The sequence below is a fragment of the Curtobacterium sp. MCBA15_009 genome (genome assembly GCF_001864895.1).
Taxonomy (GTDB): domain Bacteria; phylum Actinomycetota; class Actinomycetes; order Actinomycetales; family Microbacteriaceae; genus Curtobacterium.
In genome coordinates this window covers 117902-139173 of record NZ_MJGO01000001.1, presented here as the reverse complement: position 1 = coordinate 139173, position 21272 = coordinate 117902, and the positions used below count along the sequence as shown (strand labels likewise).

General features: G+C 71.9%; 22 protein-coding genes. 10 read left to right on the top strand and 12 right to left on the bottom strand.

The annotated features are described in order from the left end of the window. The 4 genes from BIU97_RS00635 to glpX form a co-directional block, all read right to left on the bottom strand. On the bottom strand, positions 1–242 hold a 242-nt coding region (locus tag BIU97_RS00635; protein ID WP_175472385.1), incomplete at its 3' end, for a WXG100 family type VII secretion target. A gap of 60 nt (positions 243–302) precedes the next feature. Then, a complete protein-coding gene (locus tag BIU97_RS00630) occupies positions 303–1052 on the bottom strand; it encodes a PoNe immunity protein domain-containing protein (protein WP_071253222.1) in 750 nt (249 codons plus the stop codon). A 39-nt stretch (positions 1053–1091) separates the two neighbouring features. Then, a complete protein-coding gene (locus BIU97_RS00625; protein ID WP_071253224.1) occupies positions 1092–1988 on the bottom strand; it encodes a hypothetical protein in 897 nt (298 codons plus the stop codon). A gap of 71 nt (positions 1989–2059) precedes the next feature. Further along, positions 2060–3049, bottom strand: coding sequence for a class II fructose-bisphosphatase (gene glpX / locus BIU97_RS00620; RefSeq protein ID WP_071253226.1), 990 nt, complete (start codon positions 3047–3049; stop codon positions 2060–2062). Positions 3050–3208: 159 nt separating this feature from the next. On the opposite strand from glpX, the gene fbaA reads away from it, so the two are divergent. After that, entirely contained in the window at positions 3209–4237 is a 1029-nt protein-coding gene (gene fbaA / locus BIU97_RS00615; RefSeq protein ID WP_071253227.1) for a class II fructose-bisphosphate aldolase, read from the top strand. 105 nt (positions 4238–4342) lie between these two features. Then, positions 4343–5602 (top strand): M18 family aminopeptidase, encoded by a 1260-nt coding sequence (locus tag BIU97_RS00610; protein WP_071253228.1) that lies wholly within the window; start codon positions 4343–4345, stop codon positions 5600–5602. Positions 5603–6058: 456 nt separating this feature from the next. Here BIU97_RS00610 and BIU97_RS00605 read toward each other — a convergent pair whose 3' ends face one another. Then, positions 6059–6844, bottom strand: coding sequence for a DUF6264 family protein (locus tag BIU97_RS00605; protein ID WP_071253229.1), 786 nt, complete (start codon positions 6842–6844; stop codon positions 6059–6061). Continuing rightward, positions 6841–7905, bottom strand: coding sequence for a 4-hydroxy-3-methylbut-2-enyl diphosphate reductase (locus BIU97_RS00600; RefSeq protein WP_083404497.1), 1065 nt, complete (start codon positions 7903–7905; stop codon positions 6841–6843). Before BIU97_RS00600 ends, BIU97_RS00605 begins: the two co-directional genes overlap by 4 nt. 125 nt (positions 7906–8030) lie before the next feature. On the opposite strand from BIU97_RS00600, the gene xseA reads away from it, so the two are divergent. The 5 genes from xseA (at position 8031) to BIU97_RS00575 (ending at position 12408) form a co-directional block, all read left to right on the top strand. Next, a complete protein-coding gene (xseA, locus tag BIU97_RS00595) occupies positions 8031–9266 on the top strand; it encodes an exodeoxyribonuclease VII large subunit (protein ID WP_071253230.1) in 1236 nt (411 codons plus the stop codon). 94 nt (positions 9267–9360) lie between these two features. Continuing rightward, positions 9361–9603: an exodeoxyribonuclease VII small subunit gene (locus BIU97_RS00590; protein ID WP_071253232.1), complete on the top strand. Its 243-nt coding sequence runs from the start codon at positions 9361–9363 to the stop codon at positions 9601–9603. Beyond that, positions 9600–10235: a DUF4245 domain-containing protein gene (locus tag BIU97_RS00585; RefSeq protein ID WP_071253235.1), complete on the top strand. Its 636-nt coding sequence runs from the start codon at positions 9600–9602 to the stop codon at positions 10233–10235. The genes BIU97_RS00590 and BIU97_RS00585 overlap by 4 nt, the downstream gene beginning before the upstream one ends. Before the next feature lie 60 nt (positions 10236–10295). Beyond that, positions 10296–10910, top strand: a complete 615-nt coding sequence (locus BIU97_RS00580; protein WP_071253238.1) for a carbonic anhydrase — start codon at positions 10296–10298, stop codon at positions 10908–10910. A 94-nt stretch (positions 10911–11004) separates the two neighbouring features. Continuing rightward, positions 11005–12408: a class II fumarate hydratase gene (locus BIU97_RS00575; RefSeq protein ID WP_083420753.1), complete on the top strand. Its 1404-nt coding sequence runs from the start codon at positions 11005–11007 to the stop codon at positions 12406–12408. A gap of 219 nt (positions 12409–12627) precedes the next feature. Here BIU97_RS00575 and BIU97_RS00570 read toward each other — a convergent pair whose 3' ends face one another. The 3 genes from BIU97_RS00570 to BIU97_RS00560 form a co-directional block, all read right to left on the bottom strand. Continuing rightward, positions 12628–13983: a PhoH family protein gene (locus tag BIU97_RS00570; RefSeq protein ID WP_441294384.1), complete on the bottom strand. Its 1356-nt coding sequence runs from the start codon at positions 13981–13983 to the stop codon at positions 12628–12630. Positions 13984–14497: 514 nt separating this feature from the next. After that, positions 14498–15607, bottom strand: coding sequence for an aminotransferase class V-fold PLP-dependent enzyme (locus BIU97_RS00565; protein ID WP_071253240.1), 1110 nt, complete (start codon positions 15605–15607; stop codon positions 14498–14500). 120 nt (positions 15608–15727) lie between these two features. Beyond that, positions 15728–16513, bottom strand: a complete 786-nt coding sequence (locus tag BIU97_RS00560) for an isoprenyl transferase (RefSeq protein ID WP_175472211.1) — start codon at positions 16511–16513, stop codon at positions 15728–15730. Positions 16514–16625: 112 nt separating this feature from the next. On the opposite strand from BIU97_RS00560, the gene trhA reads away from it, so the two are divergent. Continuing rightward, a complete protein-coding gene (gene trhA, locus BIU97_RS00555; RefSeq protein ID WP_071253242.1) occupies positions 16626–17342 on the top strand; it encodes a PAQR family membrane homeostasis protein TrhA in 717 nt (238 codons plus the stop codon). Positions 17343–17396: 54 nt separating this feature from the next. Here the strand turns inward: trhA and BIU97_RS00550 are convergent, their stop codons facing one another. Together BIU97_RS00550 and mca are read right to left on the bottom strand one after the other, a co-directional pair. After that, a complete protein-coding gene (locus BIU97_RS00550) occupies positions 17397–17702 on the bottom strand; it encodes a hypothetical protein (protein WP_071253244.1) in 306 nt (101 codons plus the stop codon). Beyond that, the gene (gene mca / locus BIU97_RS00545; RefSeq protein ID WP_139195827.1) at positions 17699–18589 is read right to left on the bottom strand and encodes a mycothiol conjugate amidase Mca; all 891 of its coding nucleotides are present in this window, start codon (positions 18587–18589) and stop codon (positions 17699–17701) included. Before mca ends, BIU97_RS00550 begins: the two co-directional genes overlap by 4 nt. Positions 18590–18606: 17 nt before the next feature. On the opposite strand from mca, the gene BIU97_RS18495 reads away from it, so the two are divergent. Both BIU97_RS18495 and greA read left to right on the top strand, forming a co-directional pair. Then, positions 18607–19137 carry a DUF4307 domain-containing protein gene (locus BIU97_RS18495; RefSeq protein WP_083420752.1) on the top strand — a complete coding sequence of 177 codons (531 nt, stop codon included), beginning with the start codon at positions 18607–18609 and terminating at the stop codon, positions 19135–19137. 71 nt (positions 19138–19208) lie between these two features. Next, positions 19209–19697 carry a transcription elongation factor GreA gene (gene greA, locus BIU97_RS00535; protein ID WP_071253247.1) on the top strand — a complete coding sequence of 163 codons (489 nt, stop codon included), beginning with the start codon at positions 19209–19211 and terminating at the stop codon, positions 19695–19697. Positions 19698–19990: 293 nt separating this feature from the next. Here greA and ilvA read toward each other — a convergent pair whose 3' ends face one another. Then, the gene (gene ilvA, locus BIU97_RS00530; protein WP_071253249.1) at positions 19991–21250 is read right to left on the bottom strand and encodes a threonine ammonia-lyase; all 1260 of its coding nucleotides are present in this window, start codon (positions 21248–21250) and stop codon (positions 19991–19993) included. Positions 21251–21272 lie beyond the last annotated feature (22 nt).

Here is a 21272-nt window from a genome sequence, read left to right as displayed (position 1 = left end):
GCGACGAGCTTGGTCAGGTCCGACGGGGTGTCCTCGATCGCGTCGACGAACACGTCCGCCGCCTCACCCTGCCAGTCGGTGAGCCACCCGGACCCCTGCACAGAGTTCAACCGGGTCGAGGCGTCATCGGCGGCGTCGGAGATGCGCTGGTACTCCCGCGCCATCATCCGCACCGACGACGGATCCCCCTTGACCGGATCGTCCCCCTGATCGACGACGTCCCACCCCGACGGTCGCGCCATCATTCCTCCCCAGGTCGGCCCGAGCACCTCGTTCTCCACAGGTGCGCGGGTGTGACCATATCAGGGGACAACGCAGAGGTCGACTGGGTAGTACGGCGACGACCGCAACGCCGTGTCATCCAGCCCCCGCGCCACGACGAGCCCGGCAGCCTCCCACGCCCAGTACCCGAAGTACTTCGCGAACCGGTCACCCTGCACCGCCTGCAGTGCGGGCGCCCACCAGATGAACGAGATGTTCTTCTCCCACGACTGCACGTACCGCAGCAACGCCGCCTCCGCACGAGCGGGCTCCCCCACCGCAGCCGTCAACAGGTTCTGGAAGGGCCGCTTGTGCCACACCGAATCCCGCACAGGCTCGATCCCCAACAACACCCCCAGCACCGGATCCGCTCCACCAGCAGCAGCGACCACCTCGACCAGCCGATCCATCAGAACCGACTCGACCCCCACGCACCGGGCCACCGACGCCAACCACAACGCGTTGTAGTAGGTCGACTTGTTGTCGAACTCCAAGGGATCCAACGGGAACCCCGCATCTGGTACCGCCGCGTACCGGTTCCAGGTCTCCCACACCGTCACCACCGACTCGACATCCACCGCCAGCGCAGCAACCGGCACACCCGCCGAGTACCGCGCCCCCGACAGTGAAAGCGCGCTGTTGAAGTTGGTGGTCGTCCGCATGATCCCGGCCCGCACGTCATCGGAGCGGAACGCATGACTGAACGGACGGAACTGCTCGACGTTGCGCGACAGGATCCGCAGCGCGTCGTCCCAGTACGCGGCACTCACCCGACGGTCACGCGGCTGCATGCGGCTCAACGTAGGGGAAGGCCCAACGAGCGGCTGCGCTCAGAGCGCGCCGCGGACCGCCTCGAGGTCCGGGAACCCGCGGAGCCGGTAGCGCGTCGGGCGCACCTCGAGTTGCTCGATCAGCTCGGATGCCAGCTCCCGCAGCCGACCGAACGGCACGGGCTGCGTCTGTCCGTCGAGGGTGACGAGCACCACGGTGTCGACCGCGGCGACGACGGTGTCGACGTCCTCGGTCCACGACGAGTACGAGAAGGCCGGGTCGTCCACGGCGAGCCGCGCGACCGAGACCATCCCGACGTGGACGTCCTCACCCCGACGGTCGAACGAGGCCTGCAGCGCCTCCTGCTGCAGGTTGGCGGCTGTCGCCGTCCACAGCGCCCGGACGGTGCGGAGCTCCCCGTCGAGCGCGGCGTCCTCGTACGGGCGCCAACCGTCTGCGCGAAGGACCATCGGCGGGCCGCTGAGGACCTCGCCCTCGTCGTCGCCGAGGATCTGCTGGGCGACCCCGACCGCAGTCGCGAGGCCGTCCTGGTCCTCGTCGCCCGTGACGATGAAGGTCGTCGGTGCCACCGGGAAGACGACCGGGGCACCCCGGAACTCGATGCCCCCGAGCGTCTGCGGCGCGAGGACGAGCAGCACGGCGAGGTCGGGGTCCTGGATGACGATCGTGCCGGGCTGGATCACCGCCACGTCACCGCCGGCCTGCGCTTGTGCAGCCGCAGCGGCAGCCTGCAGCACGTCGTCGTCGGCCCAGCCCATCTCACGCAGGGCCGGTGCGGTCAGGATCGCGCCGGTCTCGTCCGCCAGGATCACGCCGAGGTCGGGCGCCACCGGCACGACGTGTGGCAGCCGGTCGGCTGTGCCGTCCGCCTGCGCGTGCAGCGTGCGGATGCCCGCGGTGTCGAGTCCGACGATCCGTGCCGTGGTGACAGTCATGCTCCGACCCTACGCAACGGGGCGCCGCCGGACGACCGGCGACGCCCCGAGGAGACGGACAGGGGTCCTGCTCAGAACCACTTCTCCGCACGGTGGTCCGCCTGGATCCGGCGGATCGTGTTCGAGCGGGAACGGAGCACGAGCGAGTCCGTGTGGATGACGCCGCGCGACCGGCGGACGCCGTCGACGAGCACGCCGTCGGTGACGCCGGTGGCGACGAAGAACGTGTTGTCGCCGGTGACCAGGTCGTCCTGGTCGAGGACCTTGTCCAGGTCGTGGCCGGCGGCGATCGCGCGCTCGCGCTCCTCGTCGTCCTTCGGCTGGAGCTTGCCGAGGATCACGCCGCCGAGCGCTTTGATCGCGCACGCGGTGATGATGCCCTCGGGGGTACCGCCGACACCGACGCACATGTCGATGTTCGAGCCGGGCAGGGCCGCCGCGATGCCACCGGCGACGTCACCGTCGAGCAGGAGTCGCGTGCCGGCACCGGTCGCACGGATGGCGCGGATCAGTTCGTCGTGGCGCGGACGGTCGAGCACGGCGACGACCATGTCCTCGAGGTCCTTGCCCTTGGCCTTCGCCAGCGCGCGGATGTTGTCGCCGATCGGCTTCTCGAGGTCCAGGACGCCGCGACCCTCGGGGCCGGCGGCGATCTTGTCCATGTAGAAGACGGCGGAGGGGTCGTACATCGAGCCGCGGTCCGAGACGGCCATGACGGAGATGGCGTTCTGCCGGCCGGCGGCGGTGAGCGAGGTGCCGTCGATCGGGTCGACCGCGATGTCGCAGGCCGGGCCGTGACCGTTGCCGACGTGCTCGCCGTTGTAGAGCATCGGGGCGTTGTCCTTCTCGCCCTCACCGATGACGACGACGCCGTCGAAGTTCACCGTGCCGAGGAACTTGCGCATCGCGTCGACCGCGGCACCGTCGGCGAGGTTCTTCTCACCACGGCCGACCCACGGCTGCGCACGGATCGCGGCGGCCTCCGTCGCACGCACGAGCTCGAGCGCCAGGTTGCGGTCGGGCTGGAGGAACAGGGAGCCGGTTTCCGTCGTAGGAGTCACGACCCGAGCGTACCGGCCGGCGGTCGATCCGCGGTCCGGACGCGGGGGCCGTGAACGCACGTGCACACCGGGAGTGAGCGAACCGCCCAGCCCGCACCGCGCCTCCAGAGCTTCTGACTACGATCGGCGGGGACACCACCGAAGTCGAAGGAGATCCACGTGCCCATCGCAACGCCGGAACAGTACGCCGAGATGATCGAACGCGCGAAGGCGGGCAAGTTCGCGTACCCCGCGGTCAACGTGTCCTCGTCCCAGACCATCAACGCGGTCCTGCAGGGGCTGCAGGAGGCCGGTTCGGACGGCATCCTCCAGGTCACGACGGGTGGTGCCGACTACTTCGCCGGGCAGACGATCAAGAACCGTGCCGCCGGTGCCCTCGCGATGGCGAAGTTCGCGCACGAGGTCGCGAAGAACTACGACATCACGGTCGCCCTGCACACCGACCACTGCCCGAAGGACGCCCTCGACGGCTTCGTCCTGCCGCTCATCGCCGCGAGCGAGGAAGAGGTCCGTCAGGGCCGCAACCCGATCTTCCAGTCGCACATGTGGGACGGTTCGGCTGTGCCGCTCGACGAGAACATCGAGATCGCGAAGACGATGATCGAGAAGACGCGGAACATCAACGCGATCCTCGAGGTCGAGATCGGCGTCGTCGGCGGCGAAGAGGACGGCGTCGAGCACGAGGGCACGAACGACGCCCTGTACACGACCCCGAACGACGTCGAGAAGGTCGTCGACGCACTCGGCCTCGGTGACAAGGGCCGCTGGATCGCGGCGCTCACCTTCGGCAACGTGCACGGCGTCTACAAGCCGGGCAACGTCAAGCTCCGCCCCGAGCTCCTCGGCGAGATCCAGGCGTCGGTCGCGGCGAAGCACGGCACCGGCGAGAACCCCCTCGACCTCGTCTTCCACGGCGGCTCCGGTTCGACCGACGACGAGATCCACGAGGCCGTCCGCAACGGCGTCATCAAGATGAACATCGACACGGACACGCAGTACGCGTTCACGCGCTCGATCGCCGACTCGATGTTCCGGAACTACGAGGGCGTCCTGAAGATCGACGGCGAGGTCGGCAACAAGAAGCAGTACGACCCCCGCGCCTGGGGCAAGATCGCCGAGACCGCCATGGCGGCTCGCGTGGGCGAGGCCGCGAAGGTACTCGGCTCCGCCGGTCACACCCAGGGCTGAGCAGGTCAGTCCGGTCGGGTTCGCCAGCCGGGAGGAACGGGGCGCGTCCGACGGACGCGCCCCGTTCTGCGTCGGGTCGCCTCCGCCGCGTGCCACGATGGAAGGGTGACCGTCGACGCCATCGCCTCCGAGTTCGCCCAGTTCGTCACCGACTCCCCCACCGCGTTCCACGCGGCAGCGGCGGCTCGTGACCGACTCGTCGCCGCCGGGTTCACCGAGCTGTCCGAGCTCGACGCCTGGCCGTCCGAGGCCGGCGCGTACGTCGTCGTCCGCGACGGGGCGGTCATCGCGTGGCGACTGCCGGGCGGTGCCGGTCCGACGACGCCCTTCCGCATCCTCGGCGCTCACACCGACTCCCCCGGCTTCCGCGTGAAGCCGAACCCCGGCGTGCGCACCGGCGGCTGGGAACAGCTCAACGTCGAGGTCTACGGCGGCGCACTCCTGTCCACCTGGTTCGACCGCGACCTGCGGATCGCCGGCCGGGTCGTCGACGCCGACGGCTCCGTCCGACTCGTCGCCACCGACGCCGTCGCCCGCATCCCGAACCTCGCCATCCACCTGGACCGCGGGGTGAACGACGGCAAGGAGATCGACCGCCAGCGGCACACCCTGCCCGTTGTCGGGGTTGACGGCGACGCCGGTGGGACCTCTGTCATGGAGTGGCTGCTCGCCCGGCTCGGCGAGGGCGCCGTGTCGTGGGACCTGTTCCTCGCCGACACCCAGGCACCGTCGCGCATCGGCATCGACCGGGAGTTCCTGGCGTCCGGCCGGATGGACAACCTGACGAGCGTGCACGCCGGGCTCCGGGGCATCGTCGACGCCCCGGCCGACGGCGACCACATCCCGGTGTTCGCGGCGTTCGACCACGAGGAGATCGGCTCCTCGACCCCGTCCGGTGCCGGCGGCCCCTTCCTCGAGGACGTCCTCGGCCGTGTGCAGGAGGGCCTCGGCGCCACCCGCTCCGAGGCGGCCCGGGCGTTCCGCGCCTCGTGGCTGCTGTCGAGCGACGCCGGTCACCTGGTGCACCCGAACCAGCCGGAGAAGCACGACCCGACCAACCGTCCGCGCCCCGGGGCCGGACCGCTGCTGAAGATCAGCGCGAACCAGCGCTACATGACCGAGGCGAAGGGCGAGGCCGTCTGGGCCGCCGCCTGCGAGACCGCCGGCGTGCCGTGGCAGCCGTTCGTCAACGTGAACACGATCCCCGGCGGCTCGACCATCGGCCCGATCGCGGCGACCCGGCTCGGGATCCCGACGATCGACATCGGCGTCGGCCTGCTGTCGATGCACTCGATCCGCGAGCTCGTGCACGTCGAGGACCTGGCATCGCTGCACGACGCGGTCGCGGCGTTCCTGGCCGGCTGAGCCGGCTGAGCCGCGGGGCTCGCGACCACCGGCCGAGTCTGGGCCGGATGCGGGCCGGGGTTCGAGCCCGGTGCTGGCCGGCCGGGGTCGGGCCGGCGTCGACGGAGGACGACAACGTCGACGTCGCACGACGTCGATCATGTCGCACAGCAACGCCGACGGGGATCCGCTGGCCAGCGGCACGAGACCGGTGCCGAGCCGACCGGGTCACCGCCGCCGTAGGACGACAACGTCGCCGTCGCACGACGTCGATCATGTCGCACAGCAGCGCCGACGGGGATCCGCTGGCCAGCGGCAGGAGACCGGTCACCGCCCGCACCAGGCCGCCACCGCCGCCGTACGACGAAAGCGACGAGAGCGACGACAACGTCGCCGTCGCGCGACGTCGATCATGTCGCCGAGCGCCCGCCGGGACCCCGGGACCCCTGGCCGCTCGTGGGGCAGCGCGGACCGGACTCAGGCGCCGCCGGCCTGGCGCAGCATGAACTCGACGAAGTGCGGGTCCTGGAACACGACGACGACGAACGCGATCGTGCTGACGAGCGTGGCCACCACGGCGCCGAGCAGCGGCACCCAGAACGTCCGGCGGCGGGCGCGGAGCCGGCGGACGGACCACCACGCCACGAGCACGAAGACCACCAGGTTCGTCAACGCCCCGACGACCGCCGCGACGCCGAGGCCGCTCGGGTCGGTGAGCGCGGTGTACTGCGTCTCGAGGGTCCGTCGCACGGTGGCCGCGACGTCGCGCACGGCGAGGGACTGCAGCACCGAGACCAGCCCGAACGCGAGCAGCGCGACGGTGGCGATGAAGTCGCCTGGGGTCTTGCCGAACCGGCTCGCCGGCGCGGTGCGCGGTGCGCCCCCGGTCGACGGCTCCGCACCCTGGTCGTGCCGCCCCGCGGGTCCGACGTCGGACGGGGTGCGGCTGCCGGCACCCCGGATCGTGTGACCGCCGCGGACGGCCTCGGCCGCGGCCTGCTCGCGGAGTGCACGGGAGCGCTCTTCGCGCTCCTGGCGTTCCTGTTCGACGAGCACCGGGTTCACCCAGCCCTCCGGTGCGTACTCGCCGTAGTGCGGCGCGGGCCGACCGTGCACCCGGCCGTCGCGGCGGGTGGAGGTGTCACCGTCCGCGCGACCGGCGGCCGACGTCGGGGACGCACCCCGGGCCTCCTGGCCGGAGGGGTCGTCGACCGGACCGGACTCGCGTCGCGGCACCGAGGACCAGCCGTCCGTCCCGCTCACGACCGACGCCCGCCGAGCGCACGCGTCGCCTTGCCGGACGCGTCGGTGCGGAGCTCCTTGGGGAGCGAGAACATCAGGTCCTCGTGGGCGGTGACGACCTCTTCCACAGAGCCGTACCCGGCGTCGGCGAGCTGTTCGAGGACCTCGGCCACGAGTTCCTCGGGCACGGAGGCGCCGCTCGTGACGCCCACGGTCTGCACGCCGTCGAGCCACTCCTGCTGGATCTCCGCGGCGTAGTCGACCCGGTGGGCGGATCGTGCACCGTGCTCGAGCGCGACCTCGACCAGGCGGACGCTGTTCGACGAGTTCGCCGAACCGACGACGATCACCAGGTCGGCGGCGGGCGCGACCTTCTTGATCGCGACCTGGCGGTTCTGGGTGGCGTAGCAGATGTCGTCCGACGGCGGGTTCTCGATCGCGGGGAACTTCTCGCGCAGCAGCCGGACGGTCTCCATCGTCTCGTCGACGCTCAGGGTCGTCTGCGAGAGCCAGACGAGGTTGTCGGGGTCCGGGACCTCGAGCGCGGCGACGTCCTCGGGGCCGTTGACCAGGATCGTGCGCTCGGGGGCGTGGCCCATCGTGCCCTCGACCTCTTCGTGGCCGGCGTGCCCGATGAGGATGATGGTGCGCTCGGCGCGGGCGAAGCGCGTGGCCTCGCGGTGGACCTTCGTGACGAGCGGGCAGGTGGCGTCGATGGCGTGCAGGTCGCGGTCGGCGGCGCCGGCGACGACGGCCGGCGAGACGCCGTGCGCGCTGAAGACGACGTGCGAGCCGCGCGGGACCTCGGCGACGTCGTCGACGAAGACCGCACCGCGCTGCTCGAGGGTGGAGACGACGTGGACGTTGTGGACGATCTGCTTGCGGACGTAGACCGGCTCGCCGTACTGCTCGAGGGCCTGCTCGACCGCGACCACCGCGCGGTCGACACCGGCGCAGTAGCCGCGAGGTGCCGCGAGCAGCACCTTCTTGGTGCCGGCGACCGGCTCGTCGCGCAGCCGCCCGCGGGCCGCGAGGACGCGCGGCGGGGCGAGCGGGACCGAGTGGCCGTTGGTGATCGTCACGTCCCCGATGATAGGTGAGCGCGACGCGCGCGACCTGGGCGCGCGGCACGCCTGTGGACGACGCGTCCGACGGCCGCTGTCACCGGGCTCGGGCACGATGGACCCACCGCACGACAAGGAGCGACATGGCGATCGAACAGGGCCCGCCGACGGCCGACAACCCGTGGCCCGTCGCGCTGCTCGGCGCGAAGATCCGCGACTGGATCGACCGCCTCGGCACCGCCTGGGTCGAGGGCGAGATCACCCAGTGGAACGTCGCCGGCGGCAACGTCTACGGCAAGCTCAAGGACGTCGAGGTCGACGCGACGGTGTCCTTCTCGATCTGGTCGAGCGTGCGCTCCCGGGTGCCGTCGGACATCAAGCAGGGCGACCGGGTCGTCGCGGCCGTCAAGCCGAACTACTGGGTCAAGGGCGGCTCGCTGACCATGCAGGTCGTCGAGATGAAGCACGTCGGCCTCGGCGACCTGCTCGAACGGCTGGAGCGGCTCCGGCGCACCCTGGCCGACGAGGGACTGTTCGACCCGGCACGCAAGAAGCGCCTGCCGTTCCTGCCGCACCGCATCGGACTCATCACCGGCAAGGACTCCGACGCCGAGAAGGACGTCAAGCGCAACGCGCAGCTCCGGTGGCCGCAGGTCGAGTTCCGCACCGTGCACACCGCGGTGCAGGGCGAGCGCACGGTGGCCGAGGTCACCGCCGCCATCCTCGAGCTCGACGCCGACCCGTCCGTCGACGTGATCGTCATCGCCCGGGGCGGCGGCGACTTCCAGAACCTGCTCGGCTTCAGCGACGAAGGGCTCGTCCGGGCCGCTGCGGCCGCCGCGACCCCGATCGTCTCCGCGATCGGGCACGAGGCCGACCGCCCCATCCTCGACGAGGTCGCCGACCTGCGGGCGTCGACGCCCACCGACGCCGCGAAGCGCGTGGTGCCCGACGTCGCCGAGGAGCTCGCGAACGTGCGGCAGGCCCGCGCCCGGCTCGGCCTCCGGCTGTCCCACACGCTGTCGGTCGAGGCCGACCGGATCGCCGCGCTGCGGTCCCGTCCGGCGCTGGCCTCGACCGCGTGGCTCGTCGACACCCGTGCGGAGGAGGTCGCGCGCGACCTGTCCCGGGCGCGCGAGCTGCTCGACCGTCGCCTCGAGCGCGGGCACGCCGAGGTCGGACACCTGACCGCCCGGCTCCGGGCGCTGTCACCCCGGGACACCCTGCGTCGCGGCTACGCGATCGTGCAGCGCGCCGACGGGGGCGTGGTGCGGGCCGCCGACGACCTGACCGGCCCGACGCCGGTGCGGGTGACGCTCGGCGTGGGAACCGCGACCGGCACGCTCGAGCAGGACGGCACCGGGCCCGACGGCGCCTGAGCCCGGAACGCGGGGCCGAGACCGCGGCGCACCCGTTCTCCACAGGTCCTGCCGGGGCGACCGCGCGTCGGTGGGCGCTCGGTAGGATCGAGTCGTGCCATCCCAGCAGGAACCCGAGCAGACCGACGTCCAGTCGCTGAGCTACGAAGCGGCCCGCGACGAACTCGTCCGCGTCGTGAGCGAACTCGAACAGGGGTCCGCCACGCTCGAGCGTTCGCTGGCGCTCTGGGAGCGCGGCGAGCTCCTGGCCGGCCGGTGCGAGGAGTGGTTGGTCGGCGCGCGCGCCCGCCTCGACGCCGCCCGCGCGACGACCACCGAGGACGGCTCCGCCCGATGACCGACGCAGACGGCCGCCCGATCGTCGCCGAGCTCGGTCGTGCCGAGACGGCGGAGGAGACCTGGGCGCGCAAGGACGCCGCACGCACCGCCCGTCGGCAGCACCAGACGGCGTTCAACCTCGTCATCGCGCTCATCGCCTCGCTCGGCATCGTGCTCTTCCTCGTCGCCGTGGTCGTCCGTCCGGACACCACCGTCGACCGCTCCGTCGACTACCAGCAGATCGCGGCGAAGGCACACGTCGACGGCGTGACGCTGGCGGCGCCGACCCTGCCGGACGGGTACACCGCGAACCGGGCGGACTTCTCCGACAAGACCTCGGACGGCGTCGACGTCTGGACGCTGGGCCTGCTGACCCCGGACAAGCAGTTCATCCGCGTGCAGCAGGGCATCTCGGCGAACGGCACCTGGGTGTCGAACCAGCTCGACCAGCGCGCCTCGACCGGCTCCCGCACGATCGACGACACGAAGTGGACCGTGTACGACCGCCGCTCCGAGGGGCGTGACGCCGGCAACCTGTCCTACGCGCTCGTCACGACGATGGGCACGAACACGATCGTGCTCTCCGGCACCGCCGACGACCGGTCGTTCCGCACGGTCGCCACCGCCGTCGCCGAGCAGCTCGACCGGTAGCGGCCGGCCGCACCCCGAACCAGACCGACCCGAAACGACCCGACCCCACCCGAGGAACCCATGCCCGACCGCGCCGCCGCCACCCCGTCCGAGGCCCTCCGACTGCTCGTCGAGGGCAACGCCCGCTTCGCCGCCGACAAGCGCCGCATGGGCCGCGTCGACCCGGACCGCCGCACCGAGCTCGAGGGCTCGCAGGCGCCGTTCGCCACCGTCCTCGGATGCTCCGACTCGCGCGTGCCGTTCGAGCACGTCTTCGACGCCGGCATCGGCGACCTGTTCGCCATCCGCAACGCCGGCCAGATCGTCGACGACGTCGTGCTCGGGTCCATCGAGTTCGCCGTCGTCGCCCTCGGCACCCCGCTCGTCGTCGTCCTGCGGCACACCCGCTGCGGCGCCGTGGCGGCCGCCCGCTCCGGCGAGCCGGTGCCGGCCCCGCACCTGCAGGCCCTCGTCGACGCCATCGCCCCGAGTGTCGAGAAGGTCCGCCGGACCGACGCCGAACTGCCACAAGAGGCAGTCGGCGCCGCACACCTCGAGGCCACGCTCGCCCAGGTGATCGAGCGCTCCGGCGCCGTCTCCGACGCGGTGGCCGAGGGTAGATTGGCCGTCGTCGGGGCGACCTACGACCTCGCCACCGGAGAGGTCACCATCGACACCGTCGTCGGACAGGCCTGACCGACCCCGATGACGCCCGCCCCGGCGACCCCGAGGCACCCGCACGGGCCGGCGCGACCGCGACCGGCGAGCACCCAGGAAGGACCACGACGACGTGACCGACACCGCCGAGACCGAGTTCCGCATCGAGCACGACACCATGGGCGAGGTCCGGGTGCCGAGGTCGGCGCTCTACCGGGCCCAGACGCAGCGCGCCGTCGAGAACTTCCCGATCTCGGGCACCGGGCTCGAGTCGGCGCAGATCGTGGCGCTCGCCCGCATCAAGCGCGCCGCGGCGATCGTGAACGGCGAACTCGGCATCGTCGAGCCGGCCGTCGCCGATGCCATCGCCGGTGCGTCCGACCTGATCATCGGCGGGCAGCACCACGACCAGTTCCCCGTCGACGTCTACCAGACCGGCAGCGGTACCTCGTCGAACATGAACATGAACGAGGTCCTGGCGACGCTGGCGTCGGACATCGCCGGCTCGGCGGTGCACCCGAACGACCACGTCAACGCGTCGCAGTCCTCGAACGACGTCTTCCCGACCTCGGTCCACGTCGCCGTGACCGAGGCGCTGCTCCGCACCCTCGTGCCCGCGCTCGAGCACCTCGCCGAGTCGCTCGAGGCGAAGGCCACCCTGTGGGCCGACGCGGTGAAGTCCGGCCGCACGCACCTGATGGACGCGACCCCGGTCACCCTCGGCCAGGAGTTCGGCGGCTACGCGCGCCAGATCCGCCTCGGCATCGAGCGCGTGCAGGCGACGCTCCCCCGCGTCGCCGAGGTCCCGCTCGGCGGCACCGCGGTCGGCACCGGCATCAACACCCCGACGGGGTTCCCGCAGCGGGTGATCGCCCAGCTCGCGAGCGACACCGACCTGCCGATCACCGAGGCGGTCGACCACTTCGAGGCGCAAGGAGCACGCGACGCCCTGGTCGAGGCGTCGGGTGCGCTCAAGGTGCTCGCGGTCAGCCTGACGAAGATCAACAACGACCTGCGGTGGATGGGCTCCGGGCCGAACACGGGCCTCGGCGAGCTGCACATCCCCGACCTGCAGCCGGGTTCGTCGATCATGCCCGGCAAGGTGAACCCGGTGATCCCCGAGGCCACCCTGATGGTCGGCGCGCGGGTCATCGGCAACGACGCCACGATCGCCTGGGCCGGCGCGTCTGGTGCCTTCGAGCTCAACGTCGCGATCCCGGTCATGGGCACGGCGCTGCTCGAGTCGATCCGCCTGCTCGCGAACAGCTCGCGGGTGCTCGCCGACAAGACCATCGACGGGCTCCAGGCGAACCTCGAGCGGGCGCGGGCCTTCGCCGAGTCCTCGCCGTCGATCGTGACCCCGCTCAACCGCGTGATCGGTTACGAGGCCGCCGCCAAGGTCGCGAAGTACGCGGTCGCCGAGGGCATCACCGTGCGCGAGGCCGTCGTCGCCCTCGGGCACGTCGAGCGCGGCGAGGTCACCGAGGCGCAGCTCGACGAAGCCCTCGACGTCCTGAGCATGACCCACCCGAGCTGACGCAGCGAGACGTCACGACGGACGGGAGGCGCGGTGCCAGCTGGCACCGCGCCTCCCGTCCGTCGCGACCGCGGCAGACCGCGGCCGAACCACGGCGCACCCGCTGCGGAACCACGGAACGGACACAGCACCGCGGACGTCCGCGGTGCTGTGTCCGGAACCTGGTTCCGAAGCCGGCCGGAGCCGAGGCCGGCCGGAGCCGGAGCCCGGGCCGGGCCCCTACACGAGGTCGGGCGAGTCGAGCAGGTCGGTCACGAGCGCGGCGATGGCCGAGCGCTCGGACCGGGTCAGCGTGACGTGGGCGAACAGGGGATGCCCCTTCAGCCGCTCGATGACCGAGGCGATGCCGTCGTGCCGGCCGACCCGCAGGTTGTCCCGCTGTGCGACGTCGTGGGTGAGCACCACCCGCGAGTTCTGTCCGATGCGGGACAGCATCGTGAGCAGCACGTTGCGCTCGAGGGACTGGGCCTCGTCCACGATGACGAACGCGTCGTGCAGGGACCGTCCGCGGATGTGCGTGAGCGGGAGCACCTCGAGCATGCCCCGCTCGACGACCTCGTCGAGGACGTTGTCCGACACCAGGGCGCCGAGGGTGTCGTAGACCGCCTGCGCCCACGGGTTCATCTTCTCCGAGGCGTCGCCCGGCAGGAACCCGAGCTCCTGGCCGCCCACGGCGTAGAGCGGGCGGAAGACCATGATCTTCTTGTGCTGCTGGCGTTCGAGCACCGCCTCGAGCCCGGCGCACAGGGCGAGCGCCGACTTGCCCGTGCCGGCGCTGCCGCCGAGCGAGACGATGCCGATCTCGGGGTCGAGCAGCGCGTCGATCGCGAGCCGCTGCTCCGCCGACCGGCCGCGGAGGCCGAAGACCTCGCGGTCCCCGCGCACGAGCGCGACGGCGCCCGCGGTGTGCACGCGGCCGAGTGCCGAGCCCCGCTCCGAGTGGATGACGACGCCGGTGTTCACGGGGACGTCCGCCAGGTCGGCGGAGCGGATCTCCTCCTTGTCGTAGAGGTCCGCCATCTGGTCGCCGGACACCTGCAGGTCGGTGATGCCGGTGTAGCCGGAGTCGACCGCGAGTTCGGCGCGGTACTCCTCGGCCGCCATGCCGATCGACGAGGCCTTGACCCGGAGCGGCAGGTCCTTCGACACGACGACGACGTCGAGGCCGTCGTTCTTGAGGTTCGACGCGACGGCGAGGATCCGGGAGTCGTTGTCCCCGAGCTGCAGACCCGACGGCAGCACGGACTGGTTGGAGTGGTTCAGCTCGACGCGGAAGGAGCCGCCGTCACCGATCGCGATCGGGAAGTCGAGTCGTTCGTGCTCGATGCGCAGCTCGTCGAGGAGCCGGAGGGCCTGCCGCGCGAAGTACCCGATCTCGGGGTCGGCGCGCTTCGCCTCGAGTTCACTGACGACCACGACGGGCAGCACGACGGCGTGCTCGGCGAAGCGGAACAACGCCCGCGGATCGCTGAGGAGCACCGAGGTGTCGAGCACGTACGTGCGCTGGGCGACCGGTGCGGACGAGTCCGCGGTGCGCTGCTGGGAGGTACCGCGTGAGACGTTCTGAGAGGTCACGACCACTCCATCCCCGGGCCGCGTTCGGCCCGGTCCATGTCCTCGAACGCGGCCGTGGAGCGGGTCTGCGAAGCACCGACTGTGGCCGCTTCGATCGGGCGCGGTGCCCGATGGGGACAAGCTACGTCCGGCCCCCGACAGTGCGCCAGCGACACGCGGTCCGCGCAGTGACGCCCACGTGAACAACGCGGCGCGTGGCGCGCGACGCGGTCGGGCTGATCGGCCGACTGGTCACGAACTGTCGGCTGCGGCCGCTCCGGCCGACGAGTGATGACCACCCGGCGGACGTGAGCGGCGTGTGGTGACCGCTCGCCTGCTGCGGACGGGAGGCCCGTGGCGGCCTGGCACCGCGCCTCCAGTCCGTCCGTTGGTCGCGACTCGTCGCGCGGGGTGCCCGGACCGGTCACGAACTGTCGGGTGGGACGGTGCCGGCCGACAGGTGGTGACCACCCGGCGGACGTGAGCGGGGTGTCGTGACCGCTCGCCTGCCCCGGACGGGCGGGACGCGACGCTGCTACCGCAGCGTCGCGTACGAGACGCAGGCGTCCCGGAACATGTCGAGCGTCTCGTCGGTGGTCGAGGCGAAGACCGACACGCGCGCGACCCCGAGCCGCGTCGTCGCGGTGACGCCGTGGTTGTGCAGCGCCGCCGACAGCGCGGTCAACCCACCCTGCGGCGGGCGGAGCACGACGATGCCGGCACGCTCGGCGGGGTCGCGGCTCGACTCGACCTCGAGGCCGAACTCGTCCGCGATGTCGAACACCCGCTCGACGCGCTCGGCGACCCGCTGCTGCACGGTCGCGGTGCCGACCTCGGTCAGGCGGTCGAGCGACACCGCGAGCCGCGCCTGGGCGACGGGGTCCGTGCGGGTCATCTGGTAGCCGGCGGCCCCCGGGCGGACCGACGGCACCTCGAGCGGCCACCCGGTCGTGCCGTGCGGGCCGGAGAGCGCGGGACGCAGCCGGTTCAGGGCGCGGTCGCTGAACGCCGCGAAGCCGGTGCCCCAACCGGCGTGCAGCCACTTCTGGCCACCGGTCGCGACGACGTCGGCGAGTTCGTACGGGGCGTCGACCACGCCGAAGCCCTGGATGGCGTCGAGGACGAGCAGACGGTCGCCGATGACGTCGCGGATGCCGGCGAGGTCCGCCAGGTAGCCGGTGCGCCAGTCGACCAGGGACACCGCGACTGCGGTGACGTCGTCGGTCAGGCGCTCGCGGATGAGCGACGGGGTCATCCAGCCGGCACCGGACTCGATGACGACGGGCTGCACCCGGCCGCCCGTCGCCGACGCGGCGCTGGCCAGCGCGAGGGGCAGCGACGGGTACTCGTCGGCGGACACGAGCACACCGCCGGTCATGCCGAAGGCGGCGTGCAGCAGGCCGGGCGTGGTCGCGGTCTGCGAGACGACCTGGTCCTCGCGGCGGCCGACGAGCCGGGCGGCGACCGTGCGGACGCGGGCGTCCTGCTCGTCGAGGGTCTCCATCGCACCGAAGCGCATGTGGGCCTGGATGGTGCCGAGGACGCGCTGTTCCTCGAGCACGGCGGTCTGCACGGGGCCGAACGCGGCGTGGTCGAGGTAGCCGGGGTCCTCGGAGAAACCGGCGGCGTACTCGTCGATGTTCACAGGGGCGCACCTTTCGCAGGACAACCCGGTGAGCTTACTGGGAGCCGGTTCCGACCGACGAACCGGGGTGCGCCGAGTGGCCTGCCCGTCGGCGACGCGGCGGTGGGGATCCGGCCGCGCTCAGCCGCCGAAGCGCCGCGACCGCAGCCCGAAGTCGCGCACGGCGCGCAGGAAGTCGACCTCGCGCAGGTCAGGGTAGAGCGCCTCGACGAAGTAGAACTCGCTGTGCGCGCTCTGCCAGAGCATGAAGTCGGACAGCCGCTGCTCGCCGGAGGTGCGGATGACGAGGTCGGGGTCCGGCTGCCCCTGGGTGTACAGGTGGTCGCCGATGAGCTCCGGCGTCAGGACCTCGGCCAGGGTGTCGATCGTGCCGCCGCCGGCGCCGTGGGCCTGCACGATGCTGCGCATGGCGTCGGCGATCTCACGGCGTCCGCCGTACCCGACCGCCAGGTTGACGTGCAGCCCGGTGCGTCCGGTGGTGCGGGCCTCGGCCCGTTCGAGCGCGGCGACGAGCGGGGCGGGCAGCCCCTCGTTCGAGCCGACGTGCTGCACACGCCAGTCCCGGTTGTCGGCGAGCACCCCGGCGAGGTCGGCGATGATGCCGACGAGCTCCTCGAGCTCGCGGCCGCCGCGGCCGGTCAGGTTGTCGGCGGAGAGCAGGTAGAGCGTCACGACCTCGATGCCGAGGTCGTCGCACCACGTCAGGAACTCCGGGATCTTCGCGGCCCCGGCGCGGTGGCCGTGCGCGGCGGACTCGAGCCCGAGCTGCTTCGCCCAGCGACGGTTGCCGTCGACGATCATGGCGACGTGCTTCGGCTTCGCGGAGCCGTCGATCCGACGCCGGATGCGGCTCTGGTAGGCGCGGTAGAGGATCCCTCGTCCTGCCCATCCCAGCCTGCCGGTCACGGCACCGAGCGTAGTGCACCCCCGCACGGCACGTCCCGAGTGCCAGCCGACGTCCCGTCGGTCCCCCGCCGACTCGGGGCGGGCGTCCGGCCGCTGGCCCTAGGGTCGGACCATGCAGGACGAGCACGACACGACGACACTCCCCCACGTCCCGTTCACCGACGAGGCCGCGTCGGCCGGTCCGGTCGCCGACGAACCGCGGCCCGCCTGGCGCGGCTGGATCCACCTCGGCGCGTTCCCGTTCGCCGTCGCGATGGGGATCGTGCTCATCGTGCTGGCCGACAGCACCGCCGCGAAGGTCGGCAGTGCCGTCTTCATGGCGACGTCGCTGGCGATGTTCGGGGTGTCGGCGACCTACCACCGGTTCCCGTGGGGGCCGACGGTCAAGCGGGTGCTCAAGCGCATCGACCACACGAACATCCTGCTGCTCATCTCGGGTACGTACACGCCGATCGCGATCTGCGCCCTGCCCCACGGTCTCATGGTGGGCGTGCTCTGGGTGATGTGGTCCGGCGCAGCGCTCGGCATCGCGTTCCGGGTGCTCTGGGTCGACGCACCGCGGTGGCTGTACGTGCCGATCTACCTCGTGCTCGGGTGCGCGGCGCTCGGGCTGCTGCCGCAGTTCTTCGCGGCCAGCGTGCCGATGACCGTGCTGGTGCTCTCGGGCGGGCTCGCCTACGTCATCGGGGCCGTCGTGTACGGCTTCAAGCGGCCGGACCCGGCCCCGACGGTGTTCGGCTTCCACGAGGTCTTCCACGCGCTGACCGTGGTGGCCTTCGCCGCGCAGTGGGCGGGCGTCCTCATCGTCGCCCTCGACCCGGTGCGCTGAGCACCTCGCCCGGCGCGCTCCGCGCGCTCGCCCCGGGTCGTCGTGCAGTGGCGGCTAGCCGCGCTCGGTGTCGTCCCCGACGTCGGCGCGCCCGTCCTCGGTGGCCCGGCGCTCCGGCTCGTCCGTCGCGGCACCGCCCTCGGCGGACCCGTTGACCGCCGCCTCGAGCCGCTCGCGCACCTCGGCGCGGTAGCGGGTCCGGCGGATGCGCCGCGTCATGTCGACGACGAGCAGGATCGTCACGATCGCGACGAGGGCGATCGCGACGAAGCCGACGACACCGGGGGTGACGTCGACGTCCGGGACGACCGACGGGCTGGGGCTGGGGGTGGCGGCGAGTGCCGCCGCGATGGTGCTCACGCGGTCGTTTCCTTGTCGGCAGGGATCCCGGCGAACAGGTCGGTCTCCGGGAGGTCGGTCGGCACTCGCGACTCGACGAGCTGGTAGTCCTCGGTCGGCCACACCGTCGCGAGCAGGTCGTTCGGCCAGTAGAAGAAGGCGCTGTCCGGCGGCACCTGGCTGGCGTGCGCACGCAGCGCGGCGTCGCGGGCGTCGAAGTGCTCGTGCACGTCGACGTGCGTGGTGGCGAGGTCCGGCCGGTCCGCGAACCGCTCGACCCACTCGCGCAGCTGCTCGACGGCGGGGCTGTCCGGGTCGCGGTCGCGCAGCGCCTCGAAGATCGTGCGGAACCGACGCGGGTTCATGGTGCGCTCGTAGTAGAGCTTCGCGATCGACCACGGCGCACCGGCGTCCGGGTACGCCGAGGGGTCGGCGGCGGCGCTCCACGCGGCCATCGAGACCTCGTGCGTGCGGATGTGGTCGGGGTGCGGGTAGCCGCCGTTCTCGTCGTAGGTGACGAGCACGTGCGGGCGGAACCGCCGGACCACACGGACGAGTGCCTCGGTCGAGTACTCGAGCGGGACCGTCGAGAACGTGCCGGGGCGCACGGTCTCGCCCTTCTCGGCGTCCGGCAGTCCGGAGTCGTGGTAACCGAGCCACAGGTGGTCGATGCCGAGCGCGGCCTGGGCGGCGGCCATCTCGGTGCGACGGAACCCGGCCATGTCGCGGTGGGCACGGCTCGTGGCGGGTTCGCCGAGCTGGTCGTTGAGGATGTCGCCGGCCTCACCACCGGTGCAGGAGACGACGAGGACCTGGTGGCCGTCGGCGACGTACTTCGCGGCGGTCGCCGCACCCTTGCTCGACTCGTCGTCGGGGTGGGCGTGGACGGCCAGCAGGCGGTACGGCACAGGACTTCCTCACGTGGCTGAGCGGGCTGGGCAGGGGACGAGCAGCGAGGGCGCGGAGCGGGGACCCCGCGCGCGGGCAGCGCACAGCGACACGTGAACTACCCTGGGATCAGGATAATCACCCCGGGAGCCCCGAACTGTCCGATCAGCTGCACACCGCCACCCTCGACGAGCGCTACGGCCGCACCCCGGCCCGGGCCCGTCGCAGCAAGGTCGTCGCGATCGCCGCCGCGATCGGCGTCGTGGTGGTGTTCGGCGCCTGGGTGGTCTGGGCCGGCCTCGACCAGTCCGACCGCGGGCTCACCGACGACGTCATCGGGTACGAGGTCCTGTCCGACCACAGCGCGGTCGTGCACTCGCAGGTCTCGGTCGACCCGGGCGTCGAGGCGAAGTGCGCCGTGCAGGTCCTGGACAAGAGCTACTCGATCGTGGGGTGGAAGGAGATCACCCTCCCCGCCTCGGACCAGCGCACCCGCAGCGTCAGCACCGAGGTCACGACCACGATCCGTGGCGTCACCGGCTTGATCCACGACTGCTGGGTTCCCTAGACTGTCGTGATTCGCCCCTCGAGACCGACCACTCGGCCGGTCTCGTTTTTTCTTGGTCGAAGGGACTGAAGATGAGCAACGACACGCAGGTCACCTGGCTGACCCAAGAGGCGCACGACCGCCTCCAGGCGGAGCTCGACGAGCTGAGCGGCGAGGGCCGCGCCGAGATCGCGCGCCGCATCGAGGCCGCCCGCGAAGAAGGCGACCTCAAGGAGAACGGCGGCTACCACGCCGCGAAGGACGAGCAGGGCAAGATCGAGGCACGCATCCGCGTCCTCACCGACCTGCTCAAGCACGCCACCGTCAGCGAGGCCACGTTCGACGGCACCGTCGAACCCGGCACCGTGGTGACCGCGGTCATCGCCGGCGACGAGTCGACGTTCCTGGTCGGCAGCCGCGAGATCGTCGCCGAGGGCTCCGACCTCACCGTCTACAGCCCGGTCAGCCCCGTCGGCGCCGCCATCGTCGGACTGAAGGCCGGCGACGAGGCGACCTACACGGCGCCGAACGGCAAGGAGATCGCCGTCAAGGTGGTCGCCATCGAGCGTTACGAGCCGTAGACCCGGCCCACTGCAGACAGGAGGCCCGTGGCGACACCGCCACGGGCCTCCTGTCCGTCTGCCGGTCGCGTCCACGCGACACGGTGGACGTCGTACGACAGCGATGTCGTCGCGGACCCGCCGCTGGGCAGCCCGCACCGCACCCGCGCGACAAAGTGGACGTCGTACGACAGCCATGTCGTCGCGGACCCGCCGGGGGCAGCCCGCACCGTTTCCGCGCGACAAAGTGGACGTCGTACGACAGCCATGTCGTCGCGGACACCGGTTCGCGGGGCCGAGGCGACCGTCGCGAGCTAGTGCTCGAGCAGCTCCGGACGGAACCCGACCTCGTGCAGGCGCTGCATGACCTCCTGCGCGTGCTCCGGGCCGCGTGACTCGATCGACAGGTCGAGCGCGACCTCGTTGATGACGAGCCCCTGGCCGTGGCGGGTGTGCAGCACCTCGACCACGTTGGCGCCGGCGTCGGAGATGACCTGCGCGACCCGTGCGAGCTGCCCCGGACGGTCCGGCAGCATGATCCGGATGCCGATGTAGCGCGACGCGGCGACGAGCCCGCGGGTGATCACGCGCTCCATCATGAGCGGGTCGATGTTGCCCCCGCTCAGCAGCACCACCGTGCGACCGGTGTCGCGGACGGCACCGGACATGATGGCCGCGACCCCGACGGCCCCGGCGGCCTCGACCACGAGCTTCGCCCGTTCGAGCAGGACGAGCAGCGCGCGGGCGGTCTCGTCGTCGGAGACCGTGACGATGTCGTCGACCAGGTCGCGGATGATCGGGAAGTTCCAGTCGCCGGGTCGCGCGACCGCGATGCCGTCGGCGATCGTCGGCGTCGTCGTGATGGTGACCGGCTCGCCCGCGCGGATCGACGACGGGTAGGCGGCGGCGTTCTCGGCCTGCACCCCGATGACCTTGATCTCACGGCCGAGGCGCTCGGCCATGCCCTTGACGGCCAGCGCGATGCCGGAGATCACGCCGCCGCCGCCGATCGGCACGACGACCGTGTCGACGTCGGGCACCTGGTCGATGATCTCGAGTCCGAGCGTGCCCTGGCCGGCGATGACCGCGGGGTGGTCGAACGGCGGGATGAAGACGGCCCCGGTGTGCGCGGCGAAGTCCTTCGCGGCGCTCAGTGCCTCTTCCACGGAGTGCCCGCGCAGCACGACGTCGGCGCCGTAGTGCCGCGTGGCCTGGAGCTTCGGCAGGGCGACGCCGACCGGCGTGAAGATCGTGGCGGGGATGCCGAGCTCGCGGGCCGCGAGCGCGACGCCCTGGGCGTGGTTGCCGGCGCTGGCCGCGACGACGCCCTTCGCCCGCTGCTCGGCGGACAGGGTGGACAACCGGTTGTAGGCGCCGCGGACCTTGTACGCGCCGGTGCGCTGCAGGTTCTCGCACTTCAGGTGCACCGGGGAACCGAGGACCTCGGCGAGGAACTGCGAGGTCTCCATCGGGGTGACCCTGGCGACACCGGCGATGGTCCGCTGCGCTGCCTCGATGTCCGCCAGGGTGGGGGTCGCGGCGAGGGTCTGCGGCGCGGGGCTCGTGTCGGTCACGGGACCATCATCGTCGTTCCCG

Bases quoted from the DNA above. Each gene is read 5' to 3' on its own strand.
- greA (WP_071253247.1), top strand. From the start codon at position 19,209: ATGAGCAACGACACGCAGGTCACCTGGCTGACCCAAGAGGCGCACGAC.
- BIU97_RS00585 (WP_071253235.1), top strand. From the start codon at position 9,600: ATGACCGACGCAGACGGCCGCCCGATCGTCGCCGAGCTCGGTCGTGCC.
- trhA (WP_071253242.1), top strand. From the start codon at position 16,626: ATGCAGGACGAGCACGACACGACGACACTCCCCCACGTCCCGTTCACC.
- BIU97_RS00625 (WP_071253224.1), bottom strand. From the start codon at position 1,988: ATGACTGTCACCACGGCACGGATCGTCGGACTCGACACCGCGGGCATC.
- xseA (WP_071253230.1), top strand. From the start codon at position 8,031: ATGGCGATCGAACAGGGCCCGCCGACGGCCGACAACCCGTGGCCCGTC.
- BIU97_RS00630 (WP_071253222.1), bottom strand. From the start codon at position 1,052: ATGCAGCCGCGTGACCGTCGGGTGAGTGCCGCGTACTGGGACGACGCG.
- BIU97_RS00580 (WP_071253238.1), top strand. From the start codon at position 10,296: ATGCCCGACCGCGCCGCCGCCACCCCGTCCGAGGCCCTCCGACTGCTC.